13 protein-coding genes are annotated in these 15,154 nt (G+C 70.1%); 7 read left to right on the top strand and 6 right to left on the bottom strand.

The annotated features are described in order from the left end of the window. Together KY469_20820 and KY469_20815 are read left to right on the top strand one after the other, a co-directional pair. Positions 1 to 574: gamma-glutamyltransferase family protein (locus tag KY469_20820; protein ID MBW3665546.1), on the top strand; the 574-nt coding region annotated here is incomplete at its 5' end. Positions 575 to 685: 111 nt separating this feature from the next. Then, the gene (locus KY469_20815; protein MBW3665545.1) at positions 686 to 2,356 is read left to right on the top strand and encodes a glutaconate CoA-transferase; all 1,671 of its coding nucleotides are present in this window, start codon (positions 686 to 688) and stop codon (positions 2,354 to 2,356) included. Positions 2,357 to 2,445: 89 nt separating this feature from the next. Here KY469_20815 and KY469_20810 read toward each other — a convergent pair whose 3' ends face one another. The 3 genes from KY469_20810 to KY469_20800 form a co-directional block, all read right to left on the bottom strand. Further along, entirely contained in the window at positions 2,446 to 2,826 is a 381-nt protein-coding gene (locus KY469_20810; GenBank protein MBW3665544.1) for a hypothetical protein, read from the bottom strand. Between the two features lie 171 nt (positions 2,827 to 2,997). Then, positions 2,998 to 3,600, bottom strand: coding sequence for a class II aldolase/adducin family protein (locus KY469_20805; GenBank protein MBW3665543.1), 603 nt, complete (start codon positions 3,598 to 3,600; stop codon positions 2,998 to 3,000). A gap of 50 nt (positions 3,601 to 3,650) precedes the next feature. Next, a complete protein-coding gene (locus KY469_20800; protein ID MBW3665542.1) occupies positions 3,651 to 4,631 on the bottom strand; it encodes a 3-phosphoglycerate dehydrogenase in 981 nt (326 codons plus the stop codon). Positions 4,632 to 4,730: 99 nt separating this feature from the next. Here KY469_20800 and KY469_20795 point away from each other — a divergent pair, with 99 nt between their 5' ends. Next, positions 4,731 to 6,047 (top strand): xylulose kinase, encoded by a 1,317-nt coding sequence (locus KY469_20795; protein ID MBW3665541.1) that lies wholly within the window; start codon positions 4,731 to 4,733, stop codon positions 6,045 to 6,047. Between the two features lie 156 nt (positions 6,048 to 6,203). Continuing rightward, positions 6,204 to 7,427: a cytochrome P450 gene (locus tag KY469_20790; GenBank protein MBW3665540.1), complete on the top strand. Its 1,224-nt coding sequence runs from the start codon at positions 6,204 to 6,206 to the stop codon at positions 7,425 to 7,427. Positions 7,428 to 7,445: 18 nt separating this feature from the next. On the opposite strand, the gene KY469_20785 is transcribed toward KY469_20790, so the two are convergent. Next, entirely contained in the window at positions 7,446 to 7,655 is a 210-nt protein-coding gene (locus KY469_20785; protein MBW3665539.1) for a hypothetical protein, read from the bottom strand. Positions 7,656 to 7,798: 143 nt separating this feature from the next. On the opposite strand from KY469_20785, the gene KY469_20780 reads away from it, so the two are divergent. Then, entirely contained in the window at positions 7,799 to 11,488 is a 3,690-nt protein-coding gene (locus tag KY469_20780; GenBank protein ID MBW3665538.1) for a multifunctional oxoglutarate decarboxylase/oxoglutarate dehydrogenase thiamine pyrophosphate-binding subunit/dihydrolipoyllysine-residue succinyltransferase subunit, read from the top strand. Between the two features lie 247 nt (positions 11,489 to 11,735). Here KY469_20780 and KY469_20775 read toward each other — a convergent pair whose 3' ends face one another. After that, entirely contained in the window at positions 11,736 to 12,677 is a 942-nt protein-coding gene (locus tag KY469_20775) for a hypothetical protein (protein MBW3665537.1), read from the bottom strand. 346 nt (positions 12,678 to 13,023) lie between these two features. On the opposite strand from KY469_20775, the gene KY469_20770 reads away from it, so the two are divergent. Further along, positions 13,024 to 14,340 (top strand): SLBB domain-containing protein, encoded by a 1,317-nt coding sequence (locus KY469_20770; GenBank protein ID MBW3665536.1) that lies wholly within the window; start codon positions 13,024 to 13,026, stop codon positions 14,338 to 14,340. A 47-nt stretch (positions 14,341 to 14,387) separates the two neighbouring features. On the opposite strand, the gene KY469_20765 is transcribed toward KY469_20770, so the two are convergent. Continuing rightward, entirely contained in the window at positions 14,388 to 14,696 is a 309-nt protein-coding gene (locus KY469_20765) for a cupin domain-containing protein (GenBank protein MBW3665535.1), read from the bottom strand. Between the two features lie 57 nt (positions 14,697 to 14,753). Here KY469_20765 and KY469_20760 point away from each other — a divergent pair. After that, a partial coding sequence (locus KY469_20760; protein ID MBW3665534.1) for a hypothetical protein occupies positions 14,754 to 15,154 on the top strand: 401 nt, incomplete at its 3' end.

Below are 15,154 nucleotides of genomic sequence, written 5' to 3'. Positions count from 1 at the left end.
CGAGGGCACGAGCACCGCCCACGTCAGCGTCGTCGACGCCGCCGGCAACGCCGCGTCGATCACTTGCAGCATCGAACAGCCCTACGGCAGCGCTGTCGTCGTGCCCGGCACCGGCATCCTGCTGAACAACCAGCTGACCGACTTCGACGAACCCGGCACCGCGAACGAGCCCCGTCCCGGCAAGCGCCCCCGATCCTCCGTCACGCCCGTGATCGTCAGCACCGACGGCGTCCCGCGGCTGGTCGCCGGTGGGGTCGGCGGTCCGCACCTCCCCTCAGCCCTGCTCCTGGCCGTCTCGAACGTCGTCGACTTCGAGATGGACCCGGCGCTCGCGCTCGACGCGGCCCGGGTGGATGCAGACACGTGCTGCGCGCTCTTCGTCGAGCAGCACCGCGTCCCCCAGGCCGAACGCGACTCGCTGCGTGCCCGCGGTCACACGATCGTCGACGACGGCCAGTACCGTTCGTGGGACCCGTCGGTGCAACTGGTCGGAACCGAGGCCGACGGACGCACCCGCTTCGCGACCAGCGACCCACGCAACGACCGGGCTGCGGCCGTCGTCGTCGGACCCTGACGCGGTCGCGGTCCAGTGGCGTACGTGAGCGTCAGTGGCAACGCGCGACATCCGGTGGTTCCGGTAACGCACCAGTGGGTCCCCTTCCAACGCAGCTAGCGTGCCCGCAGGATGGAGCACACCGAACTCGCCGATGCCATCGCCCGCCACGTGCGTCCGGGGGACGCCGTGCACGTCGTGCTCGGCCACTGCCGCTGGACCGCCGCCGCACGTGAGTTGTGCCGTCAGCACTGGGGCGGCGATGCCGGCCTGACGCTGATCATGGCGAGCCTGGGTTCGCTCGGGGCGCTGTTCTTCCGTGGCGGCCTGGTGCGCGAGGTCGTCACGGCCTACAGCGGTGACTCGTTCCCCACCTACTCGCCCAACCCCGTCTTCGCCGAGGCGTACCGGTCGGGGGAGGTCGCGGTCGAGCACTGGTCGTTCGCTTCCTACGTCCAGCGCCTCGAGGCCGCCGCCCGAGGCCTGCCGGCAGCGGTGACCGGATCGGTGCGCGGGTCATCGATGGCCGCGAACCCGGAGTACTCCGAGGTCGATGTCGACGGCCGGACGGTGAGCGTCGTCGCACCGCTGGTCCCCGACGTCGCGCTCGTCCACGGCGCCGTCGCGGACCACGAGGGCAACATCGCGATGGCGCCGCCGCTGCTCGAGGGCGTGGCGGGGGTCTACGCCGCCCGGCGCGGCGCGATCGTCACCGTCGAGGAGGTCGTCGACGACCTGCGTCCCTTCGCGCACCTCGTGCGGATCCCGGCACACCGTGTGCTCGCGGTCGTCGAGACCCCGTTCGGGGCGCACCCCGGCGGCCTGTACCTCGGGTCCACCGGACTGCCCGTGGATCCCTACGGCGAGGACATCCCGTTCTGGATCGAAGCCCGTCGCGCCGCGCGCGACGACTTCGACGACTGGGCGCAGCGCTGGTGTCTCGACCACGCGACCCAGGAGTCCTACCTGCGAGCGTTGGGAACCGACCGGCTGACCGCGTTGCGGCTGCGATCCGACCCCTCCTCCTGGGAGGCTGATGCGGCCGCGTTCCCGGTCGACACCGACCGCGCCCCGACCCCGCTCGAACACGCCGCGGTGTGGTGTGCTCGCGAGGTCGTCGATCGTGTCACGGCACGACGAGCCGACGCCGTCCTCGCCGGCGCCGGGCTCGCCAACCTCGCGGCCTGGGTCGCGGTGGCGCAGGCTCGTGCCGCTGGACACGCCGTCCACCTCACCGCCGAGCTCGGCCTGTGGGACTACACACCGACGCCTGCGGACCCGTTCATCTTCAACCACCGCAGCTTCCCGACCGCGTCGATGCTGGCCGACGCCGACCTCGTCCTCGACACCCTCGTCGGAGGCCCCGGCACGTCCACCATCGCGTGCGTCGGGGCCGCACAGGTCGGACGCGACGGGGCGCTCAACTCCACCGACGTACCGGGTGGATCCTTCCTCGTCGGCTCAGGGGGCGGCAACGACGTCGTGACCCGTGCCGACGAGGTCGTCGTGATCACGAGCCTCGAACCCGACCGGACCCCGGAGGCGCTGGGGTACGTCACCAGCCCGGGTGACCGCGTGTCGTCGGTGGTCACCGACAAGGGTGTGCTGCGACGCGTCGAGGGCGAGCTGCGCCTCATCGGGATCCCGCCGGGCGATCCGGAGGAGATGGTGCGGGCGGCGGTGGGGGCGTGCGGCTGGGACCTGCAGGTCGTGCGCGACCCGGTGCCGTTGCGCCCGCCGTCTCGACCGGAGGTCGTGGCGCTCCGCGAGTTCGATCGCCACGGTTGGTTCCTGGGCCACTGATCCAGGGGTCGCCGTCGGGTAACCGAGAGAGCCCACCCAGCGTGGGGTGGGCTCTGGGTCGTAGCGACGTCCCCTGGAGGGGGACCGGATCAGGCCGCCTCGGCCCAGCCCCCGTGGTCGCCGTCGATCAGGGTCGCGAACCAGTCGTCGGTCTCGAGCAGCTCGTGGAAGTCGATCAGGTCATCGAGCGTGAGCGCAGGGCCGTCTGGAAGTGGCGCCTCGGGGTGGCGCAGGTGTGACCACGGCGCGTCGTCGCTGCTGCTGATCTCGACACCGCCGGCGACGAGGAGGCCGATGACACGGTCGTCTGCTGGCTTGACGACGAAGGTGCGGCATGCGGAGCATCGGAACGCGTAGGAGCCCTCGTGGGTCTCTGGGCGTGAGCCGTCCGGAACGTGTGCGGCGATCTCGGCGGGGCGCAGGTCGACCTGCGCGTTGCAGCTGTTGCAGACCGCTCTGATGGTGGCCATGTGCGCTACCTCCGGTCGCCCGTTACAACGAGCACATCATGCATCGGTTACGACGTGGCTGGGGTCCTCGAGGTTGCGCGCGCGAACCCCTACTTCCGACCACCGACGAACGGGCGAATGGGCGCTCAGGACTGACGAGCCGCCGAGGGGGGCGGAGGGACGTAAGGGCTGCTACACCGGGGGATTGTTGCGCATGTAGCGGTACAGGGCGGTGAAGTTGTCGTTGATCTCGGACGGCAGCGGATGCAGCTCGCCGAGCGACCGTGCGCCCCACACGATGTGGGCCGCCCGCTCGACGAGTCCGGCGATGTGCAGGGCCGTGTCGAGCGTTGGCCCGACCGAGACCAGCCCGTGGTTCGCCAGGAGCGCCGCTCCCACCGCAGCGAGCTGTGCCGTGGCGTTGTCGGCGAGTTCGGCGGTGCCGCTCATCGCGTACTCGCAGACCGGCACCTCGCCGCCGACGTACATCGTGAACTCGTCGATCACGGGTGGGATGGGCTGGCGCGCAACGGCGAACATCGTGGCGTATATGGGGTGCGTGTGGATGACGGCCTGGATCTCGGGGTAGGCGCGGTACACGTGGGTGTGCAGTGCCTTCTCGGATGATGCGTGGCGCTCACCCTCGAGTTGCTCCCCCTCGAGGTCGATCACGGTCAGGTCCTCGAGGGTCATCGTCTCGTAGGCGACCGAGGATGGGGTGATGCAGACCCGCTCCTCGTCGATCCGGGCCGACACGTTGCCCGAGGTCCCCGCGACCAGACCGCGCTGCAGCATCGTCTTGGCGGTGGCGAGCACCGCCTCCCTGACCACCTCGGTGTCGCTGGTCACGTGAGCACCTCCGGATTGGCACAGTGCCGTGGTGTCCCGCCGTCGAGCAGCGCGAGGATGTCGTCGGCGATCATCGCGGAGTGGTTGGCCTCGGTGTCGTAGGTCGCGCCGCCGATGTGCGGGGTGAGCACCACGTTGTCGAAGCCGCACAGCGGGTCGTCGGGCGCCAGGTACTCGTTCGTGAAGTGATCGAGCCCGGCTGCACCGAGACGACCGTCCGCGAGCGCCGCCACCAACGCGTCGTGGTCGTGCAGGTCGGCACGTGCGGCGTTGAGGAAGATGGCGCCGCCCCGCAGTCGTGCGAAGCGGCGCTCGTCGAACATCCCCCGCGTGTCCTCGGTGACCGGCGCGTGGAGGCTCACGACGTCCGCTTCGGCGAGCATCGCGTCGAGATCCGCGTGTGTCGCGTCGTCCGCGTAGGGGTCGTAGGTGAGCACGACCATGCCGAGACCTGCGAGCCGCCAGGCGAGCGCGCGGCCGATCGCGCCGTAGCCCACGATCGCGGCGGTGCGCCCCGCCAGCTCCCAGCCCCGGAAGCGCTGGTACGGCAGCGAGCCGTCCTTGTAGATCTCGCCCGCTCGGACGTCGCGGTCGGCCGCCGTCACACGTCGGGCCGCGGCCAGCAGCAGCGCGACGGTCAGTTCGGCGACCGCGTCGGCGTTGCGGCCCGGGGCGTGAAGGACCGGGATGCCGCGCGCTGTGGCGGTGGGGATGTCCACGTTGGTGGGATCGCCCCGTGTGGCAGCCACGACCGCCAGCGGCTGCTCCAGCACTGGACCCGCCACCTCGTCCGCCTCGCAGACCAGGATCGTGGCGCCGAGCTGTTCGATCCGGGCGGCGAGCTCGTCCGTGTCGTGGAGCTTGATCGGGGTGTGATCGATCCAGGGGTCCAGGGTGACCTCGCAGCGAGCCTCGAGCCGAGCCAGGCCTCCGCCGCGGAACGGCGCGAGCACCAGGGCGTGGGGGCGTGACGTCACAGGCGGCGCCTCCGGAGTGCTTCGCTGCCGGGCAGGGAACGACCATGATGGTCCCTGGGCACCCCCCGTGCCACATCGAGGGCGGATCGGAGGAGACTCGTGGCTGAGGTGACGGTCGGCCTCGACATCGGCACGACCTCGGTCAAGGGCGTGGTCGCGGATGCGGAGGGCAACGTGCTGGCACGTACCCGGGTACCTCATGCGCTGCGCGCGCCGTCCGCTGCACGACTTGAGCACGACGCTGCGGAGGCGTGGTTCGAAGGGCCGCGGCGGGCGCTGGAGGACCTCGACGCCCGTGAGTGCGCCGGCGTCGCGGTCGCGGCGATGGTCCCGTCGTTGTGTGCGGTCGACGGCTTCGGGCGCCCCGCCGGTCCCGGGCTGCTCTACGGCGATGAACGCGGTCGCGGCGACCGCGACCCCACCGCACCGCCGGGGATGTCGGGTGAGGCCATCGGCTTCCTGCGCTGGGTCGCCGAGGCGACCCCTGACGCGCGTGGGTACTGGCCAGCGCAGGCGGTGGCGAACTTCGCGCTGGGTCATCACGCCGCGTTCGACAGCGCCACGGCCGCCTCCCTCTACCCGCTGTTCGACGGCACGGGCTGGGATGCCGACCAGCTCGCCCCGACCGGAGCGCGCCCGGATCAGATGGCCGACGTCGCGGGACTCGGCGAGGTGGTGGGACGGCTGCCCGACGGGGCGCCGCTCGCGAGTGGTCTGGTGGATGCGCTGGGCGAGCAGCTGGTCTCGGGTGCGTCGCAGGAGGGCGACGTGCTGGTGATCTGCGGCGCGACGTTGCTGACGTGGGCGTTGGTCAGCGAGTACCGCGCGGTCGAGCGACTCTGGACCATCCCCCACACCGTGCCGGGGATCTTCCTGATCGGTGGCGCGTCCAACGCCGGCGGCATCTTCCTCAACTGGGCCCGCGCGCTGCTGGCTGAGGGCGACGACGGCGTGCATCCCGAGGCGGTCCCGCTGTGGGAGCCCTACCCGCGAGGTGAACGCACGCCCCTGCACGACCCCGCCCGTCGCGCCGTCCTCCGCGACCTCGACCTCACCCACGGGACGGCGGCCGTCCGGCGCGCCGCGTACGAAGCCGCCGGGTTCGTCGTCCGCCAGCACCTCGAGCTGGCAGACGTCGGGGCACGCCGGCTGGTCGCAACGGGTGGAGGGACCCGGGACCCTGCGTGGATGCAGGCGCTGGCCGATTGCACCGGTCTGCCGGTCGACGTGGTCGCCGTCGCCGAGGGCGGGGCGCTCGGGGCCGCGTTCGTCGCGCGGTTGGCTGCGGGTCTGGAGACCGACTTCACCGACGGGGCGCGGTGGGCTCGTCAGGGGACGCGTGTCGAACCCGACCTCGCGTGGACGGATCCCGTCGCGGAGCGCTACGCCCGCTTCCTCGAGCTCTCGGGCGGGTGACGCCGGCGACGGAGGCCTCTTGCGGGCCCTCTCTCTCACACCTACGCTGCTTCCCTGACGTCAGCGTCAGGGTTCTCGTCGCCACGACGACGCCGTCGCGTCCGACGCGACCGCTCCTCCAAGACGTCACGACGAGGAAGGCCGAACGTGCCCCAGATCGACGAGCGTGACGCCGAACTCGAGGTCTTCGATGCCTTCGCGGTCGAGGACTCCATCATCGGAGACGTCCGCGATCCCTACCCGCGCATCCACCGACAGCGGGAGGAGGGACGGGTCCGGCTCCTGTCCCCCAACTGGCAGATGGGGATGTCGGAGAACGACGTCCCCGTGTACCTGGTCAACGGCGGCCCCGAGGTCGAGGCGGTGCTCAAGGACGCCGCGACGTTCTCCTCCAAGATCCTCAACGACACCATGGGCCCGGTCATGGGCCACACCATCCTGGGTATGGACGCGCCGGAGCACCTCCGCATGCGCAGCCTGGTCGCGCAGGCCTTCCGCATCCGCGCCTTGACCCGCTGGGAGTCCGAGCTCATCACCCCGCTCGTCGCCGAGCTCATCGACGGCTTCGCTGCGCAGGGACGGGCCGACCTCGTGCGCGAGTTCACGATCCAGTTCCCGATGAAGGTCATCGCCCGCATCCTCGGCCTGCCCCGCAAGGACTGGGCCGACTTCATGCGTCTGTCGCTCGAGCTGATCAGCATCACGGTCAACTGGGACCGCGCCATCGCCGCATCCCGGACGCTCCGCGACTACTTCACCGACATCCTCGAGGCGCGCCGCGCCGAGCCACAGGACGACCTCATCAGCGAGCTCGTGCAGGCGGAGGTCGATGGCCACACGCTGACCGATGACGAGATCCTCCCGTTCCTCAACCTGCTGCTCCCGGCTGGCGCCGAGACGACGCTACGGTCCCTGGGCAACCTGCTCCTCGCACTGCTGTCGGAGCCCGAGCGGTGGGACCGCATCCGTGCCGACCGTGACCAGCTCCCGGATGCGATCGAGGAGGCGCTGCGGTGGGAGCCGCCGCTGCTGCTCATCGCCCGGGAGGCGACCACCGACACCACCCTCGGCGGGGTCGACATCCCAGCAGGGTCGCGGCTCGTGGTGCACCTCGGAGGAGCGGGGCGGGACCCCGCGTGGCACCAGGATCCCGATCGCTACGACCTCGACCGCGACAGCCACCACCACGTCGCCTTCGGGACCGGGCCTCACGCCTGCCTCGGGATGCACCTCGCGCGGATGGAGATGAAGGTCGCCGTCAACGCCCTTATGGACCGCCTGCCCGATCTGCGCCTTGACCCCGACGTACCCGACGTGCACGTTCACGGGCTGACGTTCCGCTCACCCCGCCGGCTCCCCGTGGTCTTCACCCCGGCCTAGGAGCGCGCTGCCGTCGGCTCAGCCGTCCCCTCCGACGTGCCAGTCACCGCAGTGGGGACAGCGGTACACGCCCTTGGGTGTCCCGGTGCCGAGGCTGAACTCGTCGGCGCGTTCCTGCGCCTCGATGCGCGACCGGAAGCCGGTCTTGCCCACGCAGGAACGCTCGCGTTCGCCGGGCACCTCGAGGGGGCGCGGTTCGGGGTCATGGCGGCGGTGCTTGCGGGGCATGGCGCCGACGGTACCGACCGCTCAGCGATCGGCGCTCGCCTTGGGGCTCCATCCGTGACCCGGATGGACGCGTTCGTGACGGTGGCGGCGTCGCCACCCAAGTAGCATCGTGAGCGCGCTTCCCCGCCCCGACGGATACCGCCATGGCCGACGAACCATCCCCCCGCAGCGCCGCGGAGCTCAACCGCTGGCTCGTGGAGGACCTCTACGAGCAGTACCGCGAGGACCCCGAGTCGTTGAGTCCGTCCTGGCGTGCCTTCTTCGAGGACTACCGCTCCGAGGACCGCGTCGAGGGGGAGGGGGAGACGGTCTCGGGCAACGGCCAGGCCCGGACCGCAGCGGAACAGGATCGAGGGACCGAGCCGGAGGAGGCACCGGTCGAGCGGCCGTCCACCGCCGAGCCCTCCGAGGCCGAGCAGGCGGACGAGGCCGAGGGGCAGGCCGACGAGCCTGAGGAGGTCGAGGAGGCGCCGACGCCCCAGCGGCTGCGGGGCGTGCAGGCGACCATCGTCCGCAACATGCAGACGAGCCTCACGGTTCCGACCGCGACCAGCGTCCGGGACGTGCCCGCGAAGCTGCTCGAGATCAACCGTCGGATCATCAACAACCACCTCGGGCGGACGCGCGGTGGCAAGGTGTCGTTCACCCACCTGATCGCGTTCGCGATCCTCAAGGCCGTGGCGGCGGTGCCCGCGATGAAGCGGCAGTTCCACCCCGTGGACGACGACAAGCCGGGCATGCTGCTTCCCGACCACGTCAACCTCGGCCTGGCGGTCGACGTCGAGCGCGACGACGGCACACGCATCCTGCTCGTGCCCAACATCAAGCGGGCCGACACGCTGGACTTCCAGGAGTTCCTCGATGCCTACGAGGACGTGATCCGCCGCATCCGCACCAACAAGCTCGACCCCGAGATGTTCGCGGGCACGAGCCTGACGATCACCAACCCCGGCATGATCGGTACGGTCCTATCGGTGCCCCGACTGATGGAGGGCCAGAGCGCCATCATCGGCGTCGGCAACATCGACTACCCACCTGAGTACGAGGCCGCCGACCCGCACACGGTCGCCCGCCTGGGACTATCCAAGGTGGTGACGCTCACCTCGACCTACGACCACCGTGTCATCCAGGGCGCGGAGTCGGGCCAGTTCCTGCAGCAGATCCACGGCCTGCTGCTCGGTGACGACGGGTTCTACGAGGAGGTCTTCCGCGCGATCGGTGTCCCGTACACGCCGGCGAGGTGGAAGCGCGACGTCAGCCCGCTGGACTCCGAGCGGGCCGCACTCGAGAAGCAGAAGCAGGTCGATGCGCTCGCGCACATGCACCGCGTCCGGGGACACCTCATCGCCAACCTCGACCCGCTGTCCGCCAAGGACCCGGCGCTGCACCCCGAGCTCGACCCGACCTTCTACGGCTTGTCGATCTGGGACCTCGACCGCGAGTTCCTCGTCGACGGGGTCAACGGCAACAACGTGATGACGCTGGGCGACCTGCTCGGCGTGTTGCGCGACGCCTACTGCCGCACCGTCGGCATCGAGTACATGCACATCCAGGATCCCGATCAGAAGTCGTGGATCCGTGAGCGTGTGGAGGGCACGGACACCACCCTCGACACCGACGATCAGCTCCACATCCTGCGGCGTCTCAACGACGCCGAGGCGTTCGAGCGGTTCCTGCACACGAAGTACGTGGGGCAGAAGCGTTTCGGGATCGAGGGTGGCGAGAGCCTCATCCCGTTGCTGGACGCGGTGTGTGAGTCGGCCGCCGATGAACCGCTCGAGGGCATCGTGATGGGCATGGCTCACCGCGGCCGCCTCAACGTCCTGAGCAACATCGTCGGGAAGAAGTACGCCGAGATCTTCCGGGAGTTCGAGGGCGACATCGAGCCCGACACGGTCCAGGGCTCGGGTGACGTCAAGTATCACCTCGGGACCAGCGGGACGTTCCAGAGCCGCAGGGGCAACAGCATCACCATCGCGTTGCCGCCCAACCCCAGCCACCTCGAGGCGGTCGACCCCGTCGTCGAGGGGATGGCTCGCGCGATGGAGGACCGGCTCGATCGGGGCGAGGAGTTCCCCATCCTGCCGCTGCTGCTGCACGGGGACGCGGCGTTCAGCGGTCAGGGGGTCGTCGCCGAGACGCTGAACCTCAGCCAACTCCGCGGCTACCGCACCGGCGGGACCGTCCACGTGGTGATCAACAACCAGGTCGGGTTCACCGCGACAGCGGAGGCCGCACGGTCGAGCCAGTACGCGACCGACGTCGCCCGGATGGTGCAGGCGCCGATCTTCCACGTGAACGGCGACGATCCGGAGGCCTGTGTACGCGTCGCGCGACTGGCCTTCGAGTACCGCCAGCGGTTCCAGGCGGACGTCGTGATCGACATGATCTGCTACCGACGCCACGGCCACAACGAGGCCGACGACCCCAGCTTCACGCAGCCGCTGATGTACCACCGGATCGAGGAGAAGCGCTCGGTCCGCAAGCTCTACACCGAGCGTCTCGTCAAGCGGGGCGACATCTCCATCGAGCAGGCAGAGGAGTACCTCGAGGACTTCGAGCAGCGCCTGCAGACCGCTTTCGATCGCACCAAGGAGTCGTCACCTCCCGAGCCTCCGAAGGCGCGCAAGCCCGACATCGTCGGCGTGCTGACTCACGTCGACACGGGCGTGCCGCGTGAGACGCTGGAGCACATCGCGTCGAAGCAGTTCGGGGTTCCCGACGGGCTCACCCGCCATCCCAAGCTCGAACGCATCTTCAAGCGCGAGGGCGGCAAGTTCGAGGAGGGGCGTATCGACTGGCCTCTCGCCGAGACGCTGTCGTTCGGGTCGATGCTGCTCGAGGGCATCAACATCCGCCTCGCCGGTCAGGACAGCCGCCGCGGCACCTTCAGCCAGCGTCACGCCGTCCAGGTCGACTACCACACCGGCGAGGAGTACCTACCCCTGGCCGACCTCAGCGACGATCAGGGCAAGTGGTTCATCTACGACTCGCTGCTGTCGGAGTACGCGGCGCTCGGGTTCGAGTTCGGCTACTCGGTCGCGGACAAGGACACCCTGGTGATCTGGGAGGCCCAGTTCGGCGACTTCGCCAACGGGGCTCAGATCGTCATCGACGAGTTCATCGTTGCCGCCGAGGACAAGTGGGACGAGACGTCGGGCCTGGTGCTGCTGCTGCCCCACGGCTACGAGGGGCAGGGGCCCGACCACTCCTCCGCACGCATCGAGCGCTTCCTCACCCTGTGTGCCGAGGACAACATCCAGGTCGTCAACGCCACCACCGCGGCACAGTACTTCCACGTCCTGCGTCGCCAGATGCACCGCGACGTACGCAAGCCACTGATCGTCTTCACGCCGAAGTCGCTGCTGCGGTCCAAGGACGCGGTGTCGGACATCGCCGAGCTGACCTCGGGCTCGTTCCGCGAGACGCTCGACGACGACCCGGTGCCCGATCGCGAGGCGGTCACCCAGGTGGTGCTGTGCTCGGGCAAGGTCGCCTACGAGGCCATGGCGCAGCGGGGCGAGCGGGATCTCGACGGGTCGGTCGCTGTGGTGCGCGTCGAGCAGATCTACCCCTGGCCCGACGAGCAGCTCACCGCGATCCTGCGGGACTACCCCGAGGCACGCGATGTCGTGTGGCTGCAGGAGGAGCCGCGGAACATGGGCCCGTGGGGGTTCGTCGACGGGCGCCTGTGGAACATCCTGGGCGACCTCGCCGACGGCCGCGAGCTGCGTTGCGTCAGCCGCATCGAGTCCGCCTCGCCCGCCAGCGGCAGCCACGTCGTGCACGAGCAGGAACAGGCCCAGCTCTTCGACGAGCTCTACGCCCGCTAGCGCCCCGACCCCCGCGCCCCGCCCAGCGGGGCAGTGCCCGGGGCGGCGGAGGACCGCGCCCCGCTCTCCGCGGACGTCGTGCGGGGCGGCCGTGACGGAAACGCGCGTGGAGGCGTGGTTGTGTCGGGGCGGGGCGTGTCGCGCGGGGCGGCCGTGACGGAAACGCGCGTGGAGGCGTGGTTGTGTCGGGGCGGGGCGTGTCGCGCGGGGCGGCCGTGACGGAAACGCGCGTGGAGGCGCGTTGTCGTCAGGCCGCGTCGGAGTCGCGACGCCGGGGCGGAGGAAGGCCGAGCTCGTAGGCGCGCAGTGACACGATGTGGGTCATCCGAGTGAGGAACACCTCACGATCGCGGAGGTCGGCGGCCACGACCGGGATCACGCGGTTCCCGAGCGCCTCGAGCTCCCGCGCCCGCTCGTCATCACGGATGCGAGCCTCGGCGTACGAGTGGTCGACCGACCCGAGGTACTCGAGGATCAGTTGGTACGCGCGCCAGTACCCGTCAACGCGTCGCGATGGCGTGACCCAGACCTGTGGTTCCGGGGCGGGGTCGAAGACCTGGAGCCAGGTGACCATGCGACTCTCAGCATCGCTCTCCGACCCGGGGACACGGTCGGCGAGCAACTCGAGCCAGAACGCCGCGCCGGGGTCGGTGGGCCCGAGCAGTCGTGCGCGTGCGAGGACCTCGTCATCGGAGGTCAGACTGCGCCAACGGCACACGTCGAGGCCCAGCCGGAGACGCCGATCTCCGATCTCTGGGAAGCGGGCGCTGTCGACCAGGGCGATGGTCGGTGTCACCATCGGCAGCTTCTTCAACGTCGCTCGGCCGACATCGGGGGTCGGGTCCTCACGGTGAGGCCAGTCGATCCCACGCATCCGGCGGCCCGGTCGGGTCAGTACGTCGAACGGGTCCTTCCGTGTGAACCCGTCGATGTTGATCAGCGCTAGGACGAGTGGACCGGTGATGCGGGCGCCGGGCCGAGCCCGGAGGGTCCTCGCCATCGCGGTCTGCTCCGTTGACCGCGCCCCGCCCCGCGTGCGGTACACGCCCCGCTCGATCACGACCAAGGCGCCGTGGCGGACCTTGCCATCGATCTCGGCCGGTTCCAGCCACTCCAGGAGCTGGAACCGCCCGATCGCTCCGAACTGCCGGTCGAGCAGCTCGAGTGCGGGGTCGGGGAGCACAGCCATGGGCACATGCTGACCCAGGACGATGTACCCGTGCGAGGATGGATGGGCTGAGCCTGTGGAAACCGGACGGTCGCCCCGCGGCCATCCGGCCCGTCCCGCGGTGGCCCCTAGCCTCGACGGGAACACGCATCCACGCGTGTTTCCGTCATCGGCCCGCGAGCGCCGTCGTCCCGCTCTGACGGGAACGCGCATCCACGCGTGTTTCCGTCATCGGCCCGCCAGCGCGGTCGTCCCGTTCTGACGGGAACGCGCATCCACGCGTGTTTCCGTCATCGGCCGATGGGGAGGGGGCGTCGATGCGGGGCGCGTCGGGGCGCGGCATGATGCGGGGAGGAGGGCGAACGCCATGGGACGACTGCTGCAGGACGACCCGGTCACCGACCTCGACGCGTACCTGCTCGAGGGGGGCGGCGAGGGACTCAACGCCGCCACCGACCGCGCCCCGTCCGACGTCATCGACGAGGTCGATGCCGCCGGACTCCGAGGTCGCGGCGGGGCGGGGTTCCCGACGGGGCGCAAGTGGCGGTCGGTGGTCGACGCGGCGGACGAGGACGGCTCCCCGGTGTACCTCGTCGCGAACGGCGCGGAGGGCGAGCCGGGGACCTACAAGGACCGTGTGCTGATCGAGCGCAACCCGTTCGTCTTCCTCGAGGGACTGCTGATCGCGCGCCACGCGGTCGGGGCGCAGCGCGCGTTCGTCGGCATCAAGCGCAAGTTCACCCGACCGTTGCAGCGTCTCAGCGACGCACTCGACCAGGTCCAGGAGGCGGGCTGGCCCGGTGCCGAGCGCGTCGAGATCGTCCCCGGCCCGGACGCCTACCTGTACGGCGAGGAGAAGGCGATGCTCGAGGTGATCGAGGGCAAGCTCCCGCTGCCGCGCATCCTCCCGCCGTACCAGACCGGGCTGTTCGCGACCACGAGCCAGGCTAACCCCACCGTGGTGAACAACATCGAGTCGTTCGCACACGTCGCGACGATCCTGCGTCACGGGGCGGACTGGTTCCGCGAGGTCGGCACCGACTCCAGTCCTGGAACGATGATCTTCACGGTCACCGGCGACGTCGGGGCGCCGGGCGTGCACGAACTGCCGCTCGGTACGACCCTGCGTGAGCTGCTCGACATCGCCGACGTCGGTGACGTCCTCGCCATCTACAGCGGCACGTCCAACACCGTCATCACGCCCGAGATGGTGGACACGCCGCTGGGGTTCGACGAGATGGCGGCGATCGACACCGGACTCGGGAGCGGCGGCTTCGTCGTCTACGACACTGGCCGCTGCATCGTCAAGATCACCGCCACCCTGTCACGCTTCCTCGCGATGGAGTCGTGCGGTCAGTGTCTGGCGTGCAAGCTCGGCACCGCCGAGATCACCGAGCTGCTCGAGAAGGTCGACCGCGGCGAGGGCACCGCCACCGACCTCGAGGAGATCCTCAAGCGCTGTGCCAGCGTCACCGACCAGAACCGCTGCTACCTCCCGGTCGGCGAGCAGCTCATGGTCGCCTCGACCGTCGAGCAGTTCCAGGACGCCTTCGTCGCGCACCTCGGTGAGCCGTGCCCGTCGGAGGAGGACGTGCCGATCCCGCTGATCGACGACATCGACGAGGACACCGGTGACGTGATCTGGAGCGAGCACCTCGGGCTCGACGCGGTCACCGGCGGCTGAACGGGAACGCGTCAGCGCGGGCCACGGTCAGTCGCGCTCGATGACGGTCAGCTCGAGGCCGCCTCGATGCAGGTCACGCCGTCGTCACCGACGACCGCCCCGTGCGTCGTACCCGCGTCCACGTCGAGACGGTCACCGGGCTGGAGGGCGAACTCGCCATCCGCGGTCCGGAACGTGATCGACCCGCGCACGCAGAACAGGATCTTGCGGTACGGGTGGCTGTGCTCCGCGTAGACGTAGCCCGGTTCGTTCGACCAGACGCTCGACTGCAAGCCCTCGTCCTCGAACCACCGTTCGAGGTCGGCGAGCGCGGGCGGGGCGCCGGTCGCCGGCGTGTGTGTCGCGGTCACGTCCATCCCTGCGTCCGTGGACTGCTCAACGCTACCGTGGCCCGTCCGTCAGCAGGAGGCCCGATGGACCAGCACCTCGACGAGGTGGAGTTCGACTTCGAGGGGATGTTCGATGCGGACTACCTGCGCTTCGCCGCCGTCCAGCTCACCCCCGAGCGCAACCGAGAGGACGCCGACCTCGTGCTCCGGCTCGCCGGGCTCCCCCCGGGCTCACGCGTGCTCGACGCCCCTTGTGGTCACGGTCGCATCAGCAACCTGCTCGCCGCGGAGGGGCTGCGCGTCACTGGTCTCGACGCCTTCGATGGCTATCTGTATCCAGCGGATATCAAGCGACGCAACGCGAGGGAGCTGTCGGCACTGCCGCCCGATCGATTCCGTCTCATCGAAGGCGACATCTGCGATGGTGCGACGGTCGCGAGTGTGATCGACGACCGCGTCGACGTCGTGTGCCACCTCGCCGCGCT

It is taken from the genome of Actinomycetota bacterium, from assembly GCA_019347575.1.
Taxonomy (GTDB): Bacteria; Actinomycetota; Nitriliruptoria; order Nitriliruptorales; family Nitriliruptoraceae; genus JAHWKY01.
This window is presented reverse-complemented; position numbering and strand designations above follow the sequence as displayed.